Genomic DNA, 21,384 nt, shown 5'->3' on the forward strand with positions numbered 1-21,384 from the left:
GTTCACTCACTGACCTGTGTATGGCTCTAGATGATCTGGGCGGACAATTATGGTTTTGGTGGCTTCGCCCTGTGGAACACTAATCACATAAGCTCTACCCCGTTTCTCTATGATTTGGCCGATTTTACCGTGGAAACGTTTGTGGGGCATGCTCTTTTGGACGCTGGAATTCATTTTTATGATAACTTGATTACCAGCTTCGTATGGGTGTAGTAGTTTTCCGATTTGGGGTTTGCCTCTGGCGCGGGTGGGTTTGCGCAGAAGACTGCGTGTACCCGAGTAGTAGCCTTTTGAACCTCTCATCAATTTTCACCTGTTATTCCATTATTACATTGAGAACGTCAAGCTTAAGCGTCTTCGCTGGATTATCGAGCAAAGCTGAAACATTTGGTACTGTACGTCCTTCATCTCCAGACACCAATTCTTTTACATAGAGCCCGCCCTGACAACGAATTAAGAGCAGGGCCCGCTTAAGCGTCACCTTCTTAACTTCAAGCTTATATATGTACCTTTCTCGAACAATGTCTGCCCGACGATGCACAACCCTAAGAGGAGTCTGTTGTTTAATCACGGTTCCGGAGAGCTTTTGTTCAATCAATCGTAAACCCTCCTCAGTAAGGTCTTTTTCGAATTCAGCCAACAGTCGATACTCTTTTTGAGCACTTTCACCCTTTTTGAGGTGACGCACATCATCTTTAACAGCAAAATGCAACTCAGAAACCTCAACCTTTCCAACGGCACCCGCATTAACAGCCGCGGCAATTTGCTCTAGATCCACAGACCGTTTCTTTGGTTTAGAGATCTCCACTATAAAGGGACGCCCAGTGCCCAGCATACGAGCATCAATGTCTTCTCGCCCAGAAGCATGGAAAAAAGATTCCGCACCCTCGGTGGCTTCAAGCAGGGGCTTAGATGTATAGGCCTCAACGGATTCAGGATAGAGTTTACCAGTACCACCGCATTTGGAGCATCCTCGACCGCGACAAGAGCAGAGCCATTCAGATTGGGGAATCGTGCGAACAAGTTTACGGTATCGGCCCCCGACAAATAAGGGGTTAATTTGGAGACGGATTTTTTCTTCAAACGGATTTATTATTGCAACAACATCGGGTTTGAGGTATTCTGCCTCTTTGCCCGCAGCCTTAGCAAGGGCTTTACCCAACACGCGCCCAAATTCATGACGTATGCTCTCGCCGTATTGGATGTCTTGAGTGGCTTTGAATTCGTCCTCACGTTCCTCCACCGTAGTAGGCAACTCGATACCAACTAGAAAAGTGGAGAATTCGTAGCCTTCAAGGGCGGTTTGGGTTTTCTCAACCAAGTTATCGACTAGGTCAAATTTACCGTCACAGAGATAGCAGGTAACATCAGCGGTTTGTTTAGGACTGCGTTTTTTTAGGTGTTTGAGCGTTTGTTGCGCAGTTGCTGAGAAGCCGCTGGTTGCCAAAATTTTGAGACGCTTTATACCCTCAAGGTCTTTTTCTGCGGCGGCTAACTCACTGGCTTGCATGGTTAGGGTGGTTTTCAATACAGCGCCGCGTACATTGTTTTCCATGTTGTAGCCCAAAGAGGCAAACTGTCGACCCAAGCAGTGATCACAAAGCGGGTATTTACTGAGTAAATCATAGGCTTTCTCTAAAACATCCATAATTGACACCTAGAAACCCATTGGAGACATGCCTTTGCCGCCGCCCAAGCCGAAAGGTAACTTCTTTTTGCGTTTAAACATCTTTAGCATCTTGCGCATCATAATGTATTGCTTGAGGAGTTCTTTAACGTCTTTTTCGGTAGTTCCTGAACCGCGGGCAATGCGGCGGGCACGGGAACTGTTGAGTATTTTTGGGTTTTCTTTCTCTGCGGGGGTCATGGATTGGATGATTATTTGCCAAGTGTCAAGGCGGCCCTCGGCGTTGTTAAGCATGTCATCAGGAATGTTTTGCTGAGACATACCAGGAATCATTTTCATGACTTTGCTAAAGGGACCCATGTTTTTGACTGCTGCGAATTGTTCATACATATCGGTTAGTGTAAAGTTGCCGCTTAGGATTTCTTTGGCTTTTTTGGGCGGTACTTTAATTTCGGCGTCATGAACTTTTTCAAGAAGGGTTTCAAGATCGCCCATACCAAGGAGGCGGCCAACAAATCGAGAAGGTACAAAGGCCTCAAGGTCTTCGATTTTTTCGCCTGTGCCGATGAATTTTATGGGGGCGCCTGTGGCTGCGACTGCGGAAAGAGCGCCGCCGCCGCGGCTTGAGCCGTCGAGTTTGGTAACTATAATAGCGCCGATGGGAGTGGCTTCATGGAATGTTTTGGCTTGTGCAAGTGCTTGCTGGCCAATAGTGCCGTCAATAACCATGATAATCTCGTTGGGCTGAATGCCTTTCTCGATATCTTTCATTTCTTTGATAAGGTCTTTTTCTTCTTTGTGGCGACCTGCAGTGTCAACGATGATCAAGTCGCGGTCAGCAAACTGTTTGAAGCCTTCTTTGGCAACTTTGACAGGATCTTTGGCTTTGGGGTCTCCATAAATGGGAACGTTAATTCTAGCGGCTAGTTGTTGGAGCTGGGCATAAGCGCCGGGGCGAAAAGTATCTGCGGCAATTAAGCCGACTTTTAAGCCGCGTTTTTGGAAGTATCGGGCTAGTTTGGAGGCATGGGTTGTTTTACCGGACCCTTGAATACCTACCAGCATGATGGTTTTCTTTTTGCCTGGCTCCACTTTGAGGGGAACCGGCTTATCTCCTATAAAACGGGTGAGTTCTTCGTAGACCACTTTTATGACATGTTCACGTCTGGAAACTCCGGGCGGCACCTTTTCTTTTAGGGCGCGTTCCTCGATGCTTTTACTGATTTGGAGCACCAATTGTACATTAACATCGGATTGAAGCAGTGCGCGTTGGATGTCGCGAACCAGTTCCTTCACTGCGGCTTCGTCGACTACGCCGGCTTTGAAGAGCTTTTTTATGGCGCCCGTTAGGGAGGAACTTAATTTGTCTAGTGACATTAGAGTCTCCAGTCCTTACATTCTGTTTCTCTTTTAGATAAAGATTACACACTAAACCGGGTAAATTTGAATTTGCCGCCATTGCGTTTCAGTGAAGCCTCAGTTAAATTTCCCCATTAGCTATTCTTCACAATTCAGACGGCTCTTCATGCATCATTGGCTTCAATGAGAAGGCATCAAGCTAGAACATAAACATTGATGGAAAATCTTAAAACCTTATACAAACAAACAGTTACAACAGCAGGTGGAAACTTGGGCGCTGAACGTGTAATTCATGCAACCATATTCATATTGTTACTGGCGGGGCTGGCGGCTCTATGCCTCTGGACAGTCTTGGGTTATATCCCATTTGAAGATAACAAGATTTTATTTATTGCTATTTTGCCGCTTAGCTGGGGAATAATACTGCTTGCTATGTATTTGAGTTTTAGTAAACTGGGCTGGAAATGGTGGAACTAATAGCCAAGTATGAAAAAGAGCTGTTGATAAAAGAAATGTAGAGGCGCTTATTTTGCGCGTACGATTTTGACTTTGCCAAGAATTCGCCAGTATTCTATTTCTGTGCCGGGAACCAGCTTGGCTTTAAGGTCTTCTTCTTCGGGGAAGGGCGCGTCAATATATTCGTAGGATTCTAAGTCCATAATTTGGACACCGGTGGGGTTAACTGCGAAGACTTGACCGGGTCGTTTGTCAATTATGGGGATTTCTGCGGTTGCGTCAACAGGTTTAACAAACTGACGTTTCTGGTCATCAAATACGCCGATGGCAACGATTCTGGCTTTAGCTGCACCGTGTTTGCCGGGCTTGGATTTAGCTATATCGACAATACGGCAGGGCTCACCTTCAATCATCATGTAGCCGCCGACGCGTAATTCTCCGACATCTACTGGTCTGCTCATATATAATCACCAATTTTCTAACAATGCATTCTCAACATCGCCATATATAGATTAAGGTATCTCCGAAGTATTGTAGACACAATTATCGCTTAATTTTCCACTCCAAATAAAATTTTGATCCAACTCAGAATTAAGCTTGAACTTTAGAGAAAACCCTGAAAACAAAAAACCGCAGATAACCCCTCAGTCAGGCAAAGTTTTAGAAAGTCACATCAAGTCAAGTTCAATTTAGCTTCACTCATTGACAAGCTATTTATAAATAGGCTGTCGATGTATTGACAAGCTATTTATAAATGAGCTGTCAGATACTAACGAGAAAACATCACCATTATACCAATTTGGCTATTTTTACTACTGATTTGATTTATTAGCTAATTCTGTAAGCCATACTAATTTTTATTTATTTCAGCCACAAAATACTCAGCAGAACTACCACTAAATTTAGCCTTTTTATCACTATTTCTTTCCCCCGCATCTCAAAACTGCGTATACACATGCTTTAATCCTAAAGCTTTCGTTTCAACCAACAAACATTAAGTATTATTTTATGAAGTTTATTTAAGGGCAAAAGAGCTCTGGAATAACTAGCTAAATTTTAATAGTGCTGTTGGGTTCCATAGTGCCGACTGAAAAATGGAGACAGACCCTTCCCTTAGCAGCTCAATGTACAACGCTAAGAAGCATTATTCATCGTTGTTTAGTCTGCCCTCCTATGAGAAGTCTCTTCTCTACACTGCCGCTATATGTATCGTTGGCGCCAGCCTTGCTGCATACATATCTTCGGGTAGCGTTCTCAGTTTAGTTTTGGGCAGCATATTTTTTGTTGTAACAACGTCTACGGATTTGGTTATCAGCAAAGTTGTCCTAAGGGAAGATCCTATATTTATCCTGCGCAGAACCGCAGCGACATCATTTGTTGGCTGGCTTATCTGGTTGGCGGTAATGGTATTAGGTGCGGTTTTAGGCTTGTTTTTTGACAGTATGTCTTGGACAAAGTTTGTGCTCTTAGGCTTCGCCGCTATTTTGACTCTGCGTTCGCTTGTGGTCATGGCAACCTCTGAGAGCACTCTATGGCGCCAGGTTATAGCAGTTTTGTTACAACCGGTTCTCTGTATTGTTGCTTTTTTGACTTTTTTGTGGGGTATCTCAGGGGGGCTTGGTTTGGGCGGTTTGTCGTTTATAGTCTTGGCACCAATCATCAGTTTCGGTGCAGTGTATCTGTTTTTGGGTTCCATTGATCGTTTGGGAAAGCCCTATGGGTTGGCATCTATGCCACTGTTTAAGGCGTTTATGCTTAATTGGACAACGGGTCTTAATGCTCCGCTGGAGAAGCATCTTGAGGCTATGGGTGAGAATGCAGATATCGATGTAGCGTTGCTTAAATTTGAGGGTGCTAAGCCTAAAGCGGCGATCATTGTTCCTCAGGTGCATCCGGGGCCTTTCAAAAATATTGGCAGTAGTCTTTTGCCATCGATGCTTAAAAGTTGCTTTGAAGAAAAAGTGGGTGGTGTGGCCTGTACGCCTTTGGGTATTTTGGGGCATGAGTTGGATTTAGCGTCTCAAGCTCAAAACCAGCGGATAGTTAGTAAAGTAATATCTTCGGCCAAGTTTTCAGCGGGTTTGGATTTGGCCTCGCCTTTTGTGCGGGTTACTGATGGGGTTGCGATTGCATCTTGTCAAATTTTTGGTGATATGGCATTTCTTTCTTTTTCGCTTGCGCCCAAAACAACAGAGGATATGCCTCAAGAGTTGGGTCGGTTGGTGCGTGAGGAAGTCAAAAAGTATGGGCTTAAGCATGCGATGGTGGTTAATGCTCATAACTGTTTGGATGTAGTGGTGGATACTGAGGAGCACGTTGAAGAGCTTGGGCGGGCGGCAGTGAAGTGTCTTGAGCAGGTAGCACAGTTGGCGCGTAATCCCTTTAGAGTTGGCGCCGCTACGGTTTTGCCCAAAGAATTCACCTTAAAACAGGGTATGGGAACAGGCGGCATAACTGCTATTGTAGTTGAAGTTGAGAAACAAAAAACGTTATACATCGTTATTGATGGTAATAACATGATACCTCATCTGCGTGAAAAAATCCTTGCGGCCTTGGCGGCAGAGGGTTTTGCGCAAAGTGAAGTTTTCACCACCGATACCCATGCCGTTAGCGCGCTATCAACAGGCAGTCAAGGATACCATCCCGTGGGTGAAGCTATGGACCATGAGCGGCTTATTAAATACATAAAAAAGGCAGCCGAAAAAGCTGTGGCAAACTTGGAGGATGCTAAAGCAGGTTGTGTAGAGTTTGTTGTGCCGCAGGTTCGAGTCATTGGGGAAGAGCGGCTTGATGCCATAACAACACTTGTAGATAAGGCGATAGTACGGGCAAAAAAGGCAGCACCCATAGTTTTTGGTGTTGAGGGACTGCTGCTTATTGTTTTGTTGCTGTTGTTGCTCTAGTTTTGGCGTTTGGGTTTTCTTTTTAGATTGGTGCCGCAGATTTGGCATTCTTTAAATTTGCTATCTGCGGGGTATTGTTTGTGGCAGGCGGGGCAGTATCGGATCCACTCAAGGAGACGTTTGATGCCAAAGGTGATTTGGGCGGAGAACTCTATACCCAGTTGTTTGGCGACGTTTTGAATAGAGTAGTCGTCTGTGACTATTTGTGGTGTTGTGCCTTGTTGTTTTAGTTCAAATGCCAGAGCTAAGAGTTGTAGATCGGTTTCGGAGAGTTTGTGGTAGTCGCCTGCTTTGCTAGCGGCTATTTTTGCTTCAGTTGCATATTGGGGGCTAGGTGTTCTAATTTGGACTTTGTTGCTTTCTATGGCTGTTTGGAAACGCATTTTGACCATGCTGTTGCGCAGAATTTCTTCCTCAACCTTGGGGACAGTTATCTGTTCGCAACTCATTGCAAAAGGATCAAAACCCCCCAGAAACGCAGAGGTGTCTAACACAGCGATTTTTTTTGTGGTTGCAGGGGGTTGGGTCATTGGGTTCCCTTGAAGAGTAATCTGTTGCGTAGCCGATCATAGAAACTGGTTTCAAAGCGTATAAAGGATGTTACGTTTTTTGATTTTGTTACGTTTAGGGTCAATTCATCGGTGGTTATCTGTTTGCGATAGTTGCCATCGATTAAGACTAGCATTTTTTCTTTGAGTACATTAAAGGTTAGGTTGGAATCTGCAGGGAACACTAGAGAATGAAACACTGTTAGAGAGCAAATGGGGGTTAGTACAAATGCATCAACTGTAGGATCTAGTACGGGGCCGCCTGCGGAGAGGGAGTAGCCGGTGGAACCTGTTTGGGTGCTTATGATTAGGCCGTCAGCTTGGCATTTTAGGAGGGGCTTGCCATCTTTGCAGATGTCGGCATATAGAATTTTGGAGGGTTCGCCTGTGGAGATGACAACATCGTTTAGGGCATCAGGGAGGATTTCTTTACCGGCGCATACAGCCATTTTTGCAGATTTTTCTATATGATAGTCACCATTTAGAATGCGGTCCACTGCGGCGCAGGCGTCTTGGGGCTCGATTTCGGTTAAGAATCCTCGAACACCCATATTGACAGTTAGAAGAGGCGTGTCGGGTTTTGGTGCGTTCATGGCAGCCCGTAGTATGGTGCCATCACCACCGATGGTTATTATAAAATCGGTGTTCATGTCGGCGAGGGGGATGAATTGTTCTTTGCTTGTGATTTTACCGGCAAGGGAATCATCTATGTAGACCTTTAATCCCTTCTGGGCAAGGTACTCTGCCAGCGTATCAGAAAGTTTTAGCGCCTGATTTTTGTCATAGCGGGAGACTAAACCAACGCTTTTGAACATATTATTCACCACTGCTAAATACGGGTGAACCTATCTTATATTAACGTTCGTAAGAAAGGGGGGTTTTAGCCGTTAAAAATTTTCAGCCACACAACCGGTAGCGTTTCTAAGTAGGCACAAGTATTTGGGTTTTGACAGGAAATACATTGATAACTATAACCTAAAAAAGTCAACAACACTGTTTTAACATAAAAATGGCAAAGTTAACCGTAAATATTTGAAGGTTTGCTGGTTAGAGCCCTAAAACCAACATGGCCAAGCATAGATAGGGTTTTATCCCATAATCGCCATCAATACTATTCCCTGAAGTCTTATCTATGCCCGAGCAAGAATTGCCCCCCTCCATCTTCTACATGCTGGAGCGAAATGTTGGCAAAAAAATTCAAGTTATTCTCGACCCCTCCTACGGTTTTGAAGGCACCTTAGTAGCGGTCACTCAAGGGCACCTCTCAGGCATTTGGCTCTCTGATACAGACGTAATTGTTCTGCGATCCACAATGGCACAACCAGTTCCACAGGTAGCTAGCCGAGAAGAAAGAGGCGAGATGTACCTAAACCTAAACACCGTTCAAAGAATAGAAATCCTACCGCCCACCCAACCCCGAAGCAACAGAGAAAAATAGAACATTATTCAAAATTGGATACATAACCATAGCTCAGTTAAAGCTAAGTCTGTGAGAAAGAATTACAAATTCAGATGTTAATTACCTCGAATTTGAGGCAATTAAAAAAGAACTAACAAAACGAAGTAGTTGTTAACAACAAGAAAGAAATTAGTTTAGAAGAAGATTTTTGCCAAGACTGAAACAACAATCAGTGAAATTGCTAAAGCAACAAGCAGTTCAGGGCGGATTTTTATGCCTTCAGTTTCTTCTTCGAAGAACCTCAGCAAACCTGCACTTGCAGCAGGCATTGGTCCGCCTTCCTTCTTACGTTTTCTCATACCCATAGATATCGTATCCTAAGAGTGTAATACATGTCTAATACAGGCTTAAACTAATTAAGCTTATGCCAAAAATCCACAATCAAACAACCACAACCAGATGAAAAGAAAACAGCTTTGATCACACTTCAACAACTCCACCCGTCACAACCAGCCAGTCTACACGTTTAGTTTTTGGTTGGTATACAAAAGCATCAACCAACACAGAAAAACCATTTAACTCTAACCACCCACCAAATACTCTTGCGAGGTTACGCTATGCAGATAAGTGAATTTCAAGAAATGATGAAGCGACTCTATTTTGAGCGCGATTGTGCACGTGGTACCCAGGGCACCTTTAACTGGCTGGTAGATGAAGTGCAAGAGTTAGGTGCAGAACTCAAAGGCAACGACCGCGAAGCGACCGAGAAAGAATTTGCCGATGTCATCGCTTGGCTGGCATCGCTGGCAAACATTATGGGCATAGACCTTGAAAAGGCAACGTTAGCAAAGTATCCAAATAAATGTCCCAAATGCGATTCATCGCCTTGTCAGTGTACATTTTAGCCAAGACGTTTCTGTCCCAGACCAGAGGAGAGCCAAACGTAACGGCGGCTACCTCTGCGCTCTATTGTGCCTTCAGATTTTAGGAGCCGCAGATGGTACATCACAACACTATAGGTCAATTTGGATGTTTGAGCGAGTTTAGCAGCACTAAAGGGCTCTCTGTCAAGCAACACTAAAAGTTTAGTTCGAGCCGAAAGCCCGCTTCGAATATTTCGGATGCTTTTCAGATAAGCGTTGGGATGCCAAGTTTGCTTTATTTACCTCACCACACAATTAGTGCACAGCTATGCTTGAAAAACTTAGCTATTTGAAGTCAAAGAGAGTGGCCTGTTTGGGTTTTTTGTTATCAAACATCAAAGTAATTTCCTCTTTGATAAGGTTCATGCGTTGGGTGTAATAGTTGGGCAACCCATATTTATCGACTAGTTGTTGAGCGGCTTTAAGATATTTTTCAATGTTACCACGATAGACAGTTAGGGTAAGAGCGCCGCCGCATCGGGTGCATTTGCCGCCAAGCGGGAGACGACGGTATTTTGCGTTACAGGATTTACATCTAAATCCCTGAGTGGAAAAGGCACGCATGTTTCCAGCGATGTCACGCATCAGATGGGTGTTGAGGACTTTTAGAGCAACCCGTTTGGCATCAACAGCATCGATTTTTTCGCCCAACCCCAGCTGCATGTTGAGCTTATCAGTCATAGATTTGAATTCTTTGTAACTGCTATTGGCGTTGCCCAGATTAATATTGGTGCAAGGAGTGGTAAATTGGAAGCCTTCAAACTGGCCTTCAGTGCCTAGTCGATGGCTGACAACATCCATAAAGGTGCTAATGAGACGGGCTTCACCTTTGATTAGGGTTTGTTTGTAGAATTCCAGAGGATAGGTTATACTGACATCGAAATCGTGAGCTTGGCGTTGTACTTCTTTGGTGTTTACAAAGGGGATAAGCAGAATGGGTGCATCCATAATACCGCCTATTTGGGCGGGTAAAAAGTTGCGAGAGAAATTAATCAGTGTATCAAGAGCTAGCATGATGGCGTCTTCGTCACCGTCACAGTCTCGACGTTTAGCGGAGTGCCAGATGGGGTGGGCATAGATTAAATTGCGGCTTGTGAAACCCACCACTCGACCCAAGATGCAAGCACAGGTGTGGGGGGCTAAGCCAAAGATTAGGTGTCCAACCATGTCTTCGGGTTTTGTAACGTTGTAGAAAGCGGGGAGTTTGTAGACCCGGGTGAGGAGTTCGTCGATAAAGTTAGCGGTTTGCACCAGGTATGTACCGGCGCTCCAGGGGATAACGACGTCTTGGATTTTTAGTTCGCAAACTTGGTTGGGATCGGTTAGGGGTAAGCCGTGGGTGTCGGCATGATAGCCCATTTGGTGCATCTTTTCAATGGATACCCCGATTTCAACCGGTGTGATATGAGTGAGAGGCGCGTTGGTACCGTCGAAGCGTATGGTACCATCCTTATAGGTGGATACGCCATGTTTTGCACGCAAAATACCTTTCTCTAAAATTTCAGGCATCTTGTCAGCGTTGGTTAGGCCCTTCACGCCTCGCAACATTTTAGGCGTTGAGCAACCAAGGTTGTTGCTTGCATTTGATAGCAGTTCTCTAAAGTTAAGGGGTTGGCGCTGATAGAGTACTGCATCGGCTTTGCAGGTGCCGCAGTAATCGTCTTTTAGGGCTCGACCGCATCTTGGGCAAACTTTTTCGGGAACCGTTGGAGCATCACAGGTGTCACATTTTATTTTTCGGGTGTAGGTTTTGCAATCGGGACATTTGCGCTTAGCTAAATCGACAAAAACGGGTCCTTTTTTAGCGGCTTCACAAAAGTCTCGATGGGAACCACCTGCTAGGCCTACAGGAAAAAGGACATGGACCATGGGACGCATTTCACGGTGTTTGGCTTTCTCGGGTCGACCCATACGACCACCCACATAGGTTGGAGCTTTATCTTTAACCTCAACACCGCACAATGCACTTAGCAATTCCAGTACAGTGGTTGCCTGCAGGGCTTCAGTTAGTCTAGGGGTCCCATAGCCAAGAGTAAAAGCCATCATCGCAGCATCTTCGCCGCTCATAACAAGTTTTCCATCAATGATGCTGTGGGGAGCGAAAATTTTGCGAAGCGACTTTATAGCATCCTCAGTTGCTATGCCGGTAATCATTGTGATGGTTGATGAATCACCATCAGCATCATCATTGTTGGTTAGGGTCACTTGGCTTGTTTGGAGCCATTGGCGTAACGGTTCTACTTCTTGAGGTGTTGAGAGGCTTGTCCAGTAGAAGGTTGCGCTGGGTGCAAGGGGAATACCAAAAGTTTGGCTAAGGGCAACGGCTTCTTTGGTTGTGGGTTTGTTTTGAAAGGGATCAGCTATGAAGTCTTCGAGACGTTCAGCTGGGATTTGGCAGTCTTGGGCGGCTTTTTGGTAGTTGCCGCTATATTTTGTGAGTGCATTTTGGAGGTCTTTTGTCCACCATTCCTCCACGTATCCTGAGGGAGGAAGTGCTTTGTTGCTGTAGAGAAAGTCTCCAAAATCAATGAGCATATCGCCTAGGAAGAGGATTTTTTGGATTTTGCCCTTAACGGTGGATTCATAGTTCTCAAGTGATACTCTAACGACCGAGTTATCTTTGAGCAACACCACAGGTTTCTCGATGCTGTCTACGGGCATGGTAACGCCGCCTTTGCCGGGGAGTTCTAGGCGCATTTGGGTGCCAGCGGCTAGAAAGCTCTCCACAACAAGCATGGTGGCAGGATGGATGCCTACTGCTGAGAGTCCGGTGTTTCTTGATCGACCATATCGGAGTCTAAAACCGCCACGTGTTGAGGGGAATGCGAAGATGGGGCGCCCGGCAATTACGTCGTCCATAAAGCCGCCGGATTTTTTTTCAGATTTTTTCTTAAAGTTTTTGAGCCATTCCCAGCCTGAGAAGCCAAGTTTGTCGATGATGACATGGACTTTTAATGCGCGTCCGACGATACCGTCGTTTATTACGCGCAGAGCGCCGCCTCGGACGCGGTTAGTTTCGACTCGTTCGAGGTTACGATAAGAAGAGACCTCAACAGGGTCTGATTCTGTACCTGTGCATTCCACTGGTACAAGGTTGAGTGCTTTGCGGAGTTCTTCGTCGGGGATGTGATATTGGAAGCGGCCAACGGAGCGTTCGTAAAGTCTGAGTTCTTCTATGAAGCGAGAGATTTCTTCTTCGGTTGGCCTATAAACGTCTAACTCTAGTTCTCGTCGTACATAGTCGCCAACGACAAGGGTTAGAGCTTGATCGGTGCCTCCGGCTGAGCGTATAGGACCGGCAAAATAGATGCCTAGATAGCGGGTTTGGTCAGCGTTTTTTTTGATTTTTACTTGTGCGATGCCCTGAATTGGTGCAGCGGTTAAACCTTCAGTAAAAATTGCTAATGCGGTACGGATAGCTTGCTCGGCTAGTTTTTCGGGTGATTTTTCTTCATCCGTTTGGGCGAATTTGCCTTGTGCGATTTCTTTAGCGGCATAGAAAGCAATTTCTTCGCGGGGCATAGTTTTGCTGAGTTCGCGAATGCTAATAGCAACACCTTTGGGTCCAACCAGTCCCTCAACCAAATCGGCGATGTCTTGGGCTATGATGCACTCTGTTTTTAGTGCAGGATCTAAGCCTACTGATCGGGCGCTGTCGCTTATGGTGTAAAGATGTTTGAGTTCGGTTTCCATGGTTTGGATGTAGGTTTGGTAGTCCTTGCTTATGTTCAAACGGTCAGCAACTCACAGCCAAAATATACACTGAGAGTTATTTTGGTTTCGAATACAAATAGAAATAATATAAAAGAAGATCAAAGACCGAATTGATTGTTGCTGTTATATGTCTAGGGGTTTGTGGTGGAGGTTTTTTTTGTAGGGCCATAAATTCGATCGGTTAGCATACAGTAGACGTCAACTTCGCTCTGCGGTGCTTTGATTGTGAATTCTTCTTCGAGCCCACAACTACTGCATCTGGCAACGGAGCGTCCGCCTTCTTCTCTAAAGATTTCTACACGTACGGTTTCTTTTCCGCACATAGGGCAGGAGAAGAATTTTGGCAATTTTCTTCGTGGTATGTGAACAACTTTTTTGCGTCTTCGCCCCATATAATATCCTTCTTTATTATCAAATGATGGTGGATAATATTTATGCCTGTCCTTAAATACTTGCCTACTCACCATGAATAGGATGTGTATATTGTGAAGTTGATGCCTTCTATATTGGAGATGGATTTTGGGGAGGTAGAGAAAAGAATCTGCCGCTTCATCAAAGAATATGTTGAAAACGCGGGAGCAGACGGCATCGTTTTGGGGTTAAGCGGGGGCGTAGACAGCGCAATTGCCGCGGCATTGGCAAGTTTAGCTGTGGGCGGCGAGAATGTCTTAGCGCTTATGCTTCCAGAAAAAGAAACCAACAAACAAAAAGATCTCGATGATGCCATCGCCATCGCGGATCAATTTCATATCCAGACACAGCTCTGTGACATAACAGAAACCCTAAACGGCATCTACAAAAGTATCCCTGCCTTTGACCATGCCAATCGTCTCTGTAGAGGAAACATCAAAGCCAGGACGCGTATGATTTTTATCTACTACTATGCTAACAATCAAAATCGCATCGTTTGCGGCACTTCAGATAAATCTGAAACTATGATGGGATACTTTACGAAGTGGGGTGATATGGCAGCCGATATCACGCCAAACATTGATCTCTATAAAAGTCAAGTACGCAAGTTAGCCCTGCATCTGGGAATCCCAAAAGTGCTGGCACTAAAGCCTGCAACGCCTGCATTGTGGCCGGAGCAACTTGCGGAATCAGAACTGGAAATCAAGTATGAAACCCTGGATCTTATTCTCTATGGGCTTGAGCGGTTCATGAAACCTCAGGAAATCGCTGAAGAGCTAGAAATTGAGCAGGGTGCTGTTGATAGGATTAAGGCTCGATGGCTGGCAAATGAGCATAAACGCAGATTACCTCTTTCGCCTAAACTTGGTTTCCGAACGGTGGGAAATGATTTTAGGCTCCCAAGACACACCTACTAGAGAAGTGATCATGAAAACCAAAATCAAGCTTGCCCTCTGTCAAATCAGCAGTAAACGGGAAAACAAAGAAGGAAACCTTGCTCAGTTTGAAGAATTAATGTTTAAAGCAAAAGAGCAGGGAGCAGATTTAGCGATTTTTCCTGAAATGTCTCTTACAGGTTATGTTCTTCATGACCAGGTTTATGAGCAAGCTGAACAAATTCCGGGACCCTCAGTTCAAAGAGTTGAGGAACTAGCCAAAAAAACGGGTTTACATGTGATTTTTGGGATGCCGGAGCTGAGCGAGAAAACACAGGCTACACTCTACAATACCGCTGTGTTTGTGGGTCCGGAAGGATATATTGGCAAATATCGCAAAATGTATTTGCCTACCCATAGTGCGTTTGAAGAGAAACGGTATTTCCGTCCGGGATATGAACCTGCGGTGTTCCAAACCAGTATCGGCAACATTGGTTTAACGATTTGTTATGATATTTTCTTTCCTGAGGTGTTTAGGTTACCCCGACTAAAGGGGGCACAACTTATTGTTTGTATTTCTGCTTCGCCGGCGATGCGTCGTGGCTATTTTGAAATCTTGACTTCTGCTCGAGCTTTGGAAAATACGGCATATTTGGCCTACGTTAACCTTGTGGGTGTGGAGGATGGTCTGCAGTTTTGGGGTGGGAGCCGTCTTGTGGGTCCTACGGGGGATGTTTTAGCTGTGGCCAAGTATAATGAGAAAGATCTTGTGATTTGCGAGGTTGATTTTTCGGATTTGCGGATGGCTGAGGCGTTTATTCCTGCTTTGCGGGATTTGCGTCCGGAACTCTATGAAAAACTTAGGCAGTTTTCTGAGGAAATTTAGCTCGCATATAAGGTTGATGCTTGGAAACTGCATCACAGGCGCATCACAGGGATGTGATGTCTGTGATTTAGGGTGAAATAAGCGTGATTTGGGCGTGATTAGGTGATGTCACGGCTGTTTTTACAATATCACCTGTGAGGTTTAGCATGTTGGCGTGTGTTTTGGTGCTAGTTCGGGGCTAAAAAAGTGTGTTTTATTTCGCTAGAGATGTTAAAATTGGACAGGGATAGGCTTTAGGGCGTTTGCAAAAGTGCATTTTTTGTGTAAAGTTCAGGTGTAATGGCGTAAAAAAATACCGAGAAATTAACCTTTTCTATGTCAACTGGCATAAATCAAACGTTAAATACTAAATTATCAGATTTACAGAGTTATTTAGCTGAATAATGGTTGATTTAGTCATATTTAGAACTCAAATATAGCTGTAATTTGGGTTTTTAGGGCTTTGAAAGGATAAAAACATGAGTTAGTATACAAATCTGTATCCATTTAGACTATGGAGGAATACTGTAATTTGAAGCTAAAAGACGGTGTAACAGTCTGGTTAAATGGGGCATTAAATGACCCCATTGTCAAAATATTAGCCAAAAATAGCCAATTAACGAAAGTCCAGCTCGAAACTCTGCTTATTGACGTTTTATCCGAAAATATGTCGGACAAACAGCTAAAGTACGATGATAAAGCCGCATTACGACTAACAAAGGCGAAAATAAGCCGCGGTAGCTTTAATAGGACTTTAAAACAGTCCCGTGAAAACGTCATTAAATCCATCTATACAGTGTTACTTTTGGGGTATTTGGGTGTTTTTGAGAGTACAACTCTTGACCCGTATCTCGAAATAGCAAATAAACTACACGAATATGTCGAGGCGCACCAGAACGTACCAAGCAAAGAGGGGGAACTAAAAGACCATCAAAAAGTCATAGAAATCATCAGAAATGAGCTAGAAACGAGCCTAAAACGGCTTTCTAGCACCTCAGAAGGCCCTTTGTGACGTCACAAATCACAGTTTTTTCCCATCATTTTTTGCTTTTTTTAGGAAGTAAATAACCCTTCAAAAACAAGCTTTATCCAAGCGACAATTAACTAAAGAGACCTAATTTACAGACTTTTCAACCCATGGATACAGGCTGGAAGCGGAGCTTTAATACAATTTGTGATGTGTGATGTCATACTTTCCATGAAAGGAATCACCGATAACCTTAAAAGTCCATGGAGAATACTGTGATGTGTGATGCAACTGTTAAAATCACATAAAAATCACGGTTGAGTCACATTCAAATCACAGTTAAAGTCACGGAGGGAAAAATCACGGTTGATCTCACAATAGTAATCTTGGTCGTTTTAGCAACTGTCACTGTAGTAGCAGGATATCAGTACTATAAACACATCCGAATGGCACATCAAGAATACGAGAAAGCCAATATGGAATATGAAAAAGCCAACATGGAATATGAAAAAGCCAACATGGAATACGAGAAAGCCAAAGATTTCCTCGAAGATATTGTGCTAAGTTTTGATCGTGAACTTAAACGTGAATCAGCAAAGTTTGACACAATGGTATCAAAGGTTGAAGGAAGCTATACGACTGCAGATGTGAGTTACAGAAAAGCAGAGACAATTGAGCGTAAAATAGAACCAATGGAAACTCAGTTAGATGTGCTCATCCAATCATATAATACTATATCGCAAGAGATCACAGATAGTCAAACAGAGAGTATGCAGTATAATTCAAATGTGCTCTCAGGGTTGTCTGGTCTGGAAGTAAAACTAAAGGACATAGACGCTACACAGGGAGCGCTTAGAAGCAAAATATCAGACCTTGAAGAACAATTCAAAAAGTTAGCCGCTACTCCACCGCCACAACCTCAGTTTGCAACTGAAGTCATGTTACCGCCTATACCTATCAAACGTGATAAAGCACTAGCAGCATTAACAGATACTGAAATTCAAGTCTTAGAAATGCTCTCCAAAGAAGGATCGAAAACAGCACCAGAAATTAAAGAGAGGGTACATCTAAGCCGGGAGCATACTGCACGCTTAATGAAGAAACTCTATGAGGACGGCTATTTAGAGAGAGAAGCAGGCAAACTTCCTTTCCGCTATAGTATAAAAAAAGAAATGGAAGCACTACTACAAAAAGTAGAAAATCCTGCGATTTAATACACTACCTTGTTCTTAGAACTGTGTGAAGAACTGTGAACAGTTGTGAACGGCTGTGAAGTGCTACTTTATGATGTGTTGTTTAATTGCTGGTGCAATATTTGGTGCTGCCTTATATTTGAGGCTGTTTGAATTGCCGGTTCTAAGCAACATGCCTTTGTCGACCATACGTGCTAGATAAGTAGAGATGGTGCTTAGACTAACTGGTTCTTTGAGCTCTGTTTCATATATGGTTTGGATGTCTTTGGAAGTGAACCAGATCAATGGAAAATTTTTCTGGACAACATGTTGAACCTTTTCAAAACGTGATAGTTGCCGGTTAGGCATCGCTGGGCTGGAATTGACAACTGGGTTTTCGTTTGGTGCACCGCCTAACAACTCGACTAAATCAAGAAGACGCAGAGCTTTATCGCGGGTCACTTGACCCTCAAAAGCAATGGTATATCGATTCCCATCGCTGTCGAAGAGCTCAACACGCATTTTACGAGCCGGCACACTTTCACCTATAGGTTGTTCACAATATCTCTACTTCACACCTTATAACTGTGATGGTGAAACAAGCAATAAAAAAAAGTATAATTCAGACATAAAATCACTAATTAAGCTGTTTTTGTACTTATTTCAGAATTACCAGCTTCACAGAAAAACAGATTTGTGAAATAGCTAACTTGACGGTTTGGTTTAGGATTTCCAGTAGAAGTGTAGGGGTGCCTTGTTCACTGTAAACTGACCTAATTAGGATATTTTTCAACAAAACAGGCATATTAAAACGTCAGATTTACTACTGATTTACAAGCATTCACAGTTTTGTGAACAGAAAATCAGCTGTGAAGTTCGGTCAAACTTTACATGTTGATCATTAGGCAAAAAAATTCCAGACAGATCCAGTCCAAGCTGGTTAGCGTTACTTTTAGGCCGTTTTTCCATGGTTTTAGAACCACAGAGCCACCCCTCCATTTCCGCTCGAAGATTTTTAGGCAAAAAAGAAGTCAGGCGAGGCAGAAAAAATATTCACAGCAGGTTTGTCTAAGTTTTTGGACAAGAAGAATTAATATACATAATTCTGCGTTATTACAAAGAGTATAATCTTATTCATTATTATTATTACCAAACTACTTTAACGATTTTTTTCTCCAGTAGAAACTTTGGGGTGTGTGTTCTCTTGGTTGCTGTCTGTTTTCCTCTTCTTTTAGAAATGTTTTGTACTCAAACCAGTTTTTTGTACTGTATCCTTTATCTGTTCCACTCGAAATAACGGTTGTACCTCTGTGGAAAAGGACGATAGGGCAATATGGGAAACTCAGTATTAGATGACGTATTTGACAGCTTTGTCAATGGCATACGGCTGTTTAAAGATCGTGAAGTTCTAAGACATGATTATCTACCAGACAAATTACCCCACCGAGAAGACCAAATCCGCCTCTTAGGTTCAACTGTTGCCCCTGTCCTAAAAGATGCCCGTTGTTCAAACATATTTATCTACGGCAAAACCGGCACAGGCAAAACTGCCGTCACCAAATACGTTCTGAGCCATCTAGAATCAAAAGCCAAAGAGTACGGCGCTCAAGTAAAATTCTGCTACATCAACTGCCGAATGGTCGGCTCAGAATACCGCGTGTTTGCAAGTCTTAGCCAAAGCGTAGGCCTAAGCATACCCTTCACAGGTCTCTCTGTTGGCGAAGTCTTTGATCGCTTCCGCTCCGGACTGGATCAATCCCGCATAATCTTCATAATAGTTCTCGATGAAGTAGACTCACTAATCAAAGACCGCGGCGACGCCTTTATGTACGAACTTACCCGCATCAATGAAACCCTAAATAAAAGTAAAGTTTCCATCATCGGAATATCAAACGACTTACGATTAAAAGAATTCCTTGATCCCCGCGTCTTTAGTTCACTTAGCGAAGAAGAACTAGTTTTCCGCCCCTACGACGCAGGCGAACTCCGCAACATACTCCTCGAACGCTCCAAACTTGCTTTCCAAGACGGCGTGCTCTCTGACTCAGCCCTAAGTATCTCCTCAGCTCTAGCTGCCGCCGAACACGGCGACGCCCGACGTGCCCTAGATCTATTGCGGGTTGCAGGCGAAGTAGCTGAACGCCAAGGTGCAAAAGGCGTAACCGAAGAACATGTACGCCAAGCCGAAAAACACATCGAACACAACCGTGTCATCGAAGCACTCAAAAATCTAACTCTCCACTCAAAACTGGTGCTGTTAAGTGTATATCACCTAAACAAACCCAGCGCTACCACAGGCGAAATCTATGATGTCTACAACGAATTATGCGGCGAAATGGGCGCAGGACTTCTGACACAAAGACGCCTAGGTACCCTTGTTAACGAACTTGATTCCATGGGGTTGGTTAACGCCAAAGTTGTCAGCATGGGCCGCTATGGCAGAACCAAAAAGATCCGGCTTGAAATCAGTCGTGGTTTAATCCGCGATGTTTTTGGCGGCGATAACCGCTTTAGCCAATTGTTTGCCTCCTCTTCAAAAAATAGCAACAAAAACTCAGGATAACGGATTTATAAAATCTAGAACTGCAGTTTCTCTTGTTTGCAGATTTATCACTGGGACTTTTCCTGGGGTGGGAACTAGACCTAGTTTTTCCATATAATCAGTTTGTTCCTGCCAGCCGCCTGAATTCACCACCAAAACTCCACGGTAGTTACAAAGACCATTGACATGAGTATGGCCGGCATGGAATATGTCTGGAACTTGGTCGACAACAAGATAATCACGGTTCTCAGGTGAGAGCATGGTTTTCCCACCATATACCGGTGCTAGATGGCGGCACTGTATCAGTAGTCGCATTGATTTTTCGGGATGCTCATTGTCCATGCCTGGTACAACTCCAATTATGTCATTTAGACTCACACCATGAAACATCAAAACTTCAATGCCATGTAAACTGAGATAGCATGGACTTCCAACAGAGTGAATGTTTGTTTTGTTTTTGATAGATGTAAGATAACCCTCTGGGATGGCGGGTTGGGGTTGGGATTTGCGTGCGGCGTCATGGTTACCCGGTGAGAGCACAATTTCTATATAATTTGGAATTTTTTCTAAATATTTAGTTGCAAAATTATATTGTTTATGTATGTCACGGATGGTTAACTCTGTTTGTTGCCCTGGATAGATACCCACCCCATCCACGATGTCCCCAGCAATTAAGAGGTACTTTACTCTGCCTGCTATCTCTCGCATTGCAGGGGTTCCATATTTTCCTCTGAGCCAAAGTATGAAACGTTTGAAGGCTTCTTTGTTGAACTTTGTACTGCCAACATGAATATCTGAGGTGAAGACTGCATAGACCGGTTCTTGTGCATGCTGAGGTACTTTTCTGCCCACTTCGGGAAAAATAATGTCCTCAACCATCAAGAGATTTGTTTTAGTCTTGATAACTGCCGCACAGAAAATAGTGTCGGGTAGAAGCATAAGCGCTTTTCTTTTAACTTCCTCGGGTGCCTTTTGTGGTACTAGAATAGTTGCACTGCCCCCCAGATCCTCTACAGAGAGTATAGTGCTATTTTTGGAGTCTCGCTTCTCAGTTAACATGCATATAACTTTAAGTTTGGATTGAGGCTGTGATTTGAGTGCTTCCACAATAGGTGTGGCGGCTCTAACATCCATTCGCTGTCTGAGTATTTTCTCTAAGCGTTTGAAGCGGTCTTGGAAGAGCCCTTTGTATTCTTGAAGAGTACCATTGGAGGTTAGTTTGCCTGTGGCATCTTCGAGAATTTTGAGTTCTGAGGGGATGTCTTTGGCATAGGGATAAAAATCGCTATCTGAGCCGTTAAAGCGTACTACTGTTGATTCAGAATAGTTTGGTTCTGACGTGGGTGGTGGCGATGATGGTTGGATGTGTTTTTTGATTGTTTCTTCAACGGTTGCGGTCGCTTGTTGTATAATTGCTTCAAGAAACTCCCGTTCGATAAACATGGGTTTGTCTGTTAGTGCTTCAAGTTTTTGAATTGCCAGCGTCATAATTTCAAGGGGATCGTTGACTTCTGCGTTTTGGATGAGAAATTCAAAGGCTTCGCTGTTTAATTGGTAGCCTGCTGTTATAGTTGATTCGATGGCTCTTTGGAGTTTATCCTGTGCACTCATCATTCTGCCCAT

The 21,384-nt window shown here is 43.9% G+C and carries 21 protein-coding genes; 9 read left to right on the plus strand and 12 right to left on the minus strand.

Annotation, left to right across the window (positions count from 1 at the left end):
• Positions 1 to 6: 6 nt before the first annotated feature.
• From FWF39_RS00180 to FWF39_RS00190, 3 genes are read right to left on the minus strand one after another with little or no spacing between them, the layout of a single operon-like run.
• Complete coding sequence (locus tag FWF39_RS00180) at positions 7 to 306, minus strand: 50S ribosomal protein L21e (protein ID WP_343381408.1); 300 nt, start codon at positions 304 to 306, stop codon at positions 7 to 9.
• Positions 307 to 316: 10 nt separating this feature from the next.
• Positions 317 to 1,648, minus strand: a complete 1,332-nt coding sequence (locus tag FWF39_RS00185; RefSeq protein ID WP_343381409.1) for a tRNA pseudouridine(54/55) synthase Pus10 — start codon at positions 1,646 to 1,648, stop codon at positions 317 to 319.
• Positions 1,649 to 1,657: 9 nt separating this feature from the next.
• Positions 1,658 to 3,004 carry a signal recognition particle protein Srp54 gene (locus tag FWF39_RS00190; protein WP_343381410.1) on the minus strand — a complete coding sequence of 449 codons (1,347 nt, stop codon included), beginning with the start codon at positions 3,002 to 3,004 and terminating at the stop codon, positions 1,658 to 1,660.
• 252 nt (positions 3,005 to 3,256) lie between these two features.
• On the opposite strand from FWF39_RS00190, the gene FWF39_RS00195 reads away from it, so the two are divergent.
• Positions 3,257 to 3,463, plus strand: coding sequence for a hypothetical protein (locus FWF39_RS00195; protein ID WP_343381411.1), 207 nt, complete (start codon positions 3,257 to 3,259; stop codon positions 3,461 to 3,463).
• A gap of 47 nt (positions 3,464 to 3,510) precedes the next feature.
• Here FWF39_RS00195 and FWF39_RS00200 read toward each other — a convergent pair whose 3' ends face one another.
• Entirely contained in the window at positions 3,511 to 3,903 is a 393-nt protein-coding gene (locus FWF39_RS00200; RefSeq protein WP_343381412.1) for a translation initiation factor IF-5A, read from the minus strand.
• A gap of 633 nt (positions 3,904 to 4,536) precedes the next feature.
• Between FWF39_RS00200 and FWF39_RS00205 the strand changes: the two genes are divergently transcribed.
• Entirely contained in the window at positions 4,537 to 6,345 is a 1,809-nt protein-coding gene (locus tag FWF39_RS00205; protein ID WP_343381413.1) for a DUF2070 family protein, read from the plus strand.
• On the opposite strand, the gene FWF39_RS00210 is transcribed toward FWF39_RS00205, so the two are convergent.
• Positions 6,342 to 6,875, minus strand: a complete 534-nt coding sequence (locus tag FWF39_RS00210) for a hypothetical protein (protein WP_343381414.1) — start codon at positions 6,873 to 6,875, stop codon at positions 6,342 to 6,344. The genes FWF39_RS00205 and FWF39_RS00210 overlap by 4 nt on opposite strands.
• Complete coding sequence (locus FWF39_RS00215) at positions 6,872 to 7,708, minus strand: NAD(+)/NADH kinase (protein WP_343381415.1); 837 nt, start codon at positions 7,706 to 7,708, stop codon at positions 6,872 to 6,874. Before FWF39_RS00215 ends, FWF39_RS00210 begins: the two co-directional genes overlap by 4 nt.
• Before the next feature lie 317 nt (positions 7,709 to 8,025).
• Between FWF39_RS00215 and FWF39_RS00220 the strand changes: the two genes are divergently transcribed.
• Positions 8,026 to 8,331: a hypothetical protein gene (locus tag FWF39_RS00220; protein ID WP_343381416.1), complete on the plus strand. Its 306-nt coding sequence runs from the start codon at positions 8,026 to 8,028 to the stop codon at positions 8,329 to 8,331.
• A gap of 155 nt (positions 8,332 to 8,486) precedes the next feature.
• Here the strand turns inward: FWF39_RS00220 and FWF39_RS00225 are convergent, their stop codons facing one another.
• On the minus strand, positions 8,487 to 8,657 hold the full coding sequence (locus FWF39_RS00225) for a preprotein translocase subunit Sec61beta (RefSeq protein ID WP_343381417.1): 171 nt from the start codon (positions 8,655 to 8,657) through the stop codon (positions 8,487 to 8,489).
• 252 nt (positions 8,658 to 8,909) lie between these two features.
• On the opposite strand from FWF39_RS00225, the gene FWF39_RS00230 reads away from it, so the two are divergent.
• Entirely contained in the window at positions 8,910 to 9,197 is a 288-nt protein-coding gene (locus FWF39_RS00230) for a MazG nucleotide pyrophosphohydrolase domain-containing protein (RefSeq protein ID WP_343381418.1), read from the plus strand.
• Here FWF39_RS00230 and FWF39_RS00235 read toward each other — a convergent pair.
• From FWF39_RS00235 to FWF39_RS00245, 3 genes are all read right to left on the minus strand, one after another.
• Positions 9,194 to 9,367, minus strand: a complete 174-nt coding sequence (locus FWF39_RS00235; protein ID WP_343381419.1) for a hypothetical protein — start codon at positions 9,365 to 9,367, stop codon at positions 9,194 to 9,196. The genes FWF39_RS00230 and FWF39_RS00235 overlap by 4 nt on opposite strands.
• A gap of 133 nt (positions 9,368 to 9,500) precedes the next feature.
• Positions 9,501 to 12,947: a DNA polymerase II large subunit gene (locus tag FWF39_RS00240; RefSeq protein WP_343381420.1), complete on the minus strand. Its 3,447-nt coding sequence runs from the start codon at positions 12,945 to 12,947 to the stop codon at positions 9,501 to 9,503.
• Positions 12,948 to 13,060: 113 nt separating this feature from the next.
• Positions 13,061 to 13,321, minus strand: a complete 261-nt coding sequence (locus FWF39_RS00245; protein WP_343381421.1) for a hypothetical protein — start codon at positions 13,319 to 13,321, stop codon at positions 13,061 to 13,063.
• A 102-nt stretch (positions 13,322 to 13,423) separates the two neighbouring features.
• Here FWF39_RS00245 and FWF39_RS00250 point away from each other — a divergent pair, with 102 nt between their 5' ends.
• The 4 genes from FWF39_RS00250 to FWF39_RS00265 all read left to right on the plus strand — a co-directional run bounded on the left by FWF39_RS00250 (position 13,424) and on the right by FWF39_RS00265 (position 17,261).
• Complete coding sequence (locus FWF39_RS00250) at positions 13,424 to 14,257, plus strand: NAD+ synthase (protein ID WP_343381486.1); 834 nt, start codon at positions 13,424 to 13,426, stop codon at positions 14,255 to 14,257.
• Positions 14,169 to 15,101, plus strand: a complete 933-nt coding sequence (locus tag FWF39_RS00255) for a carbon-nitrogen hydrolase family protein (protein WP_343381422.1) — start codon at positions 14,169 to 14,171, stop codon at positions 15,099 to 15,101. The genes FWF39_RS00250 and FWF39_RS00255 overlap by 89 nt, the downstream gene beginning before the upstream one ends.
• 511 nt (positions 15,102 to 15,612) lie before the next feature.
• Complete coding sequence (locus FWF39_RS00260; protein WP_343381423.1) at positions 15,613 to 16,092, plus strand: hypothetical protein; 480 nt, start codon at positions 15,613 to 15,615, stop codon at positions 16,090 to 16,092.
• Between the two features lie 272 nt (positions 16,093 to 16,364).
• A complete protein-coding gene (locus FWF39_RS00265) occupies positions 16,365 to 17,261 on the plus strand; it encodes a helix-turn-helix domain-containing protein (protein ID WP_343381424.1) in 897 nt (298 codons plus the stop codon).
• A gap of 63 nt (positions 17,262 to 17,324) precedes the next feature.
• On the opposite strand, the gene FWF39_RS00270 is transcribed toward FWF39_RS00265, so the two are convergent.
• Positions 17,325 to 17,756, minus strand: a complete 432-nt coding sequence (locus FWF39_RS00270) for a hypothetical protein (RefSeq protein WP_343381425.1) — start codon at positions 17,754 to 17,756, stop codon at positions 17,325 to 17,327.
• Between the two features lie 796 nt (positions 17,757 to 18,552).
• On the opposite strand from FWF39_RS00270, the gene FWF39_RS00275 reads away from it, so the two are divergent.
• A complete protein-coding gene (locus tag FWF39_RS00275; protein ID WP_343381426.1) occupies positions 18,553 to 19,782 on the plus strand; it encodes an orc1/cdc6 family replication initiation protein in 1,230 nt (409 codons plus the stop codon).
• Here FWF39_RS00275 and FWF39_RS00280 read toward each other — a convergent pair.
• Positions 19,774 to 21,375 (minus strand): DNA-directed DNA polymerase II small subunit, encoded by a 1,602-nt coding sequence (locus FWF39_RS00280; RefSeq protein ID WP_343381427.1) that lies wholly within the window; start codon positions 21,373 to 21,375, stop codon positions 19,774 to 19,776. The two genes, FWF39_RS00275 and FWF39_RS00280, sit on opposite strands and share 9 nt — an antisense overlap.
• Positions 21,376 to 21,384: the final 9 nt, after the last annotated feature.

The sequence above is a fragment of the Candidatus Bathycorpusculum sp. genome, from assembly GCF_009778815.1.
Classification (GTDB): domain Archaea; phylum Thermoproteota; class Bathyarchaeia; order Bathyarchaeales; family Bathycorpusculaceae; genus Bathycorpusculum; species Bathycorpusculum hydrogenotrophicum.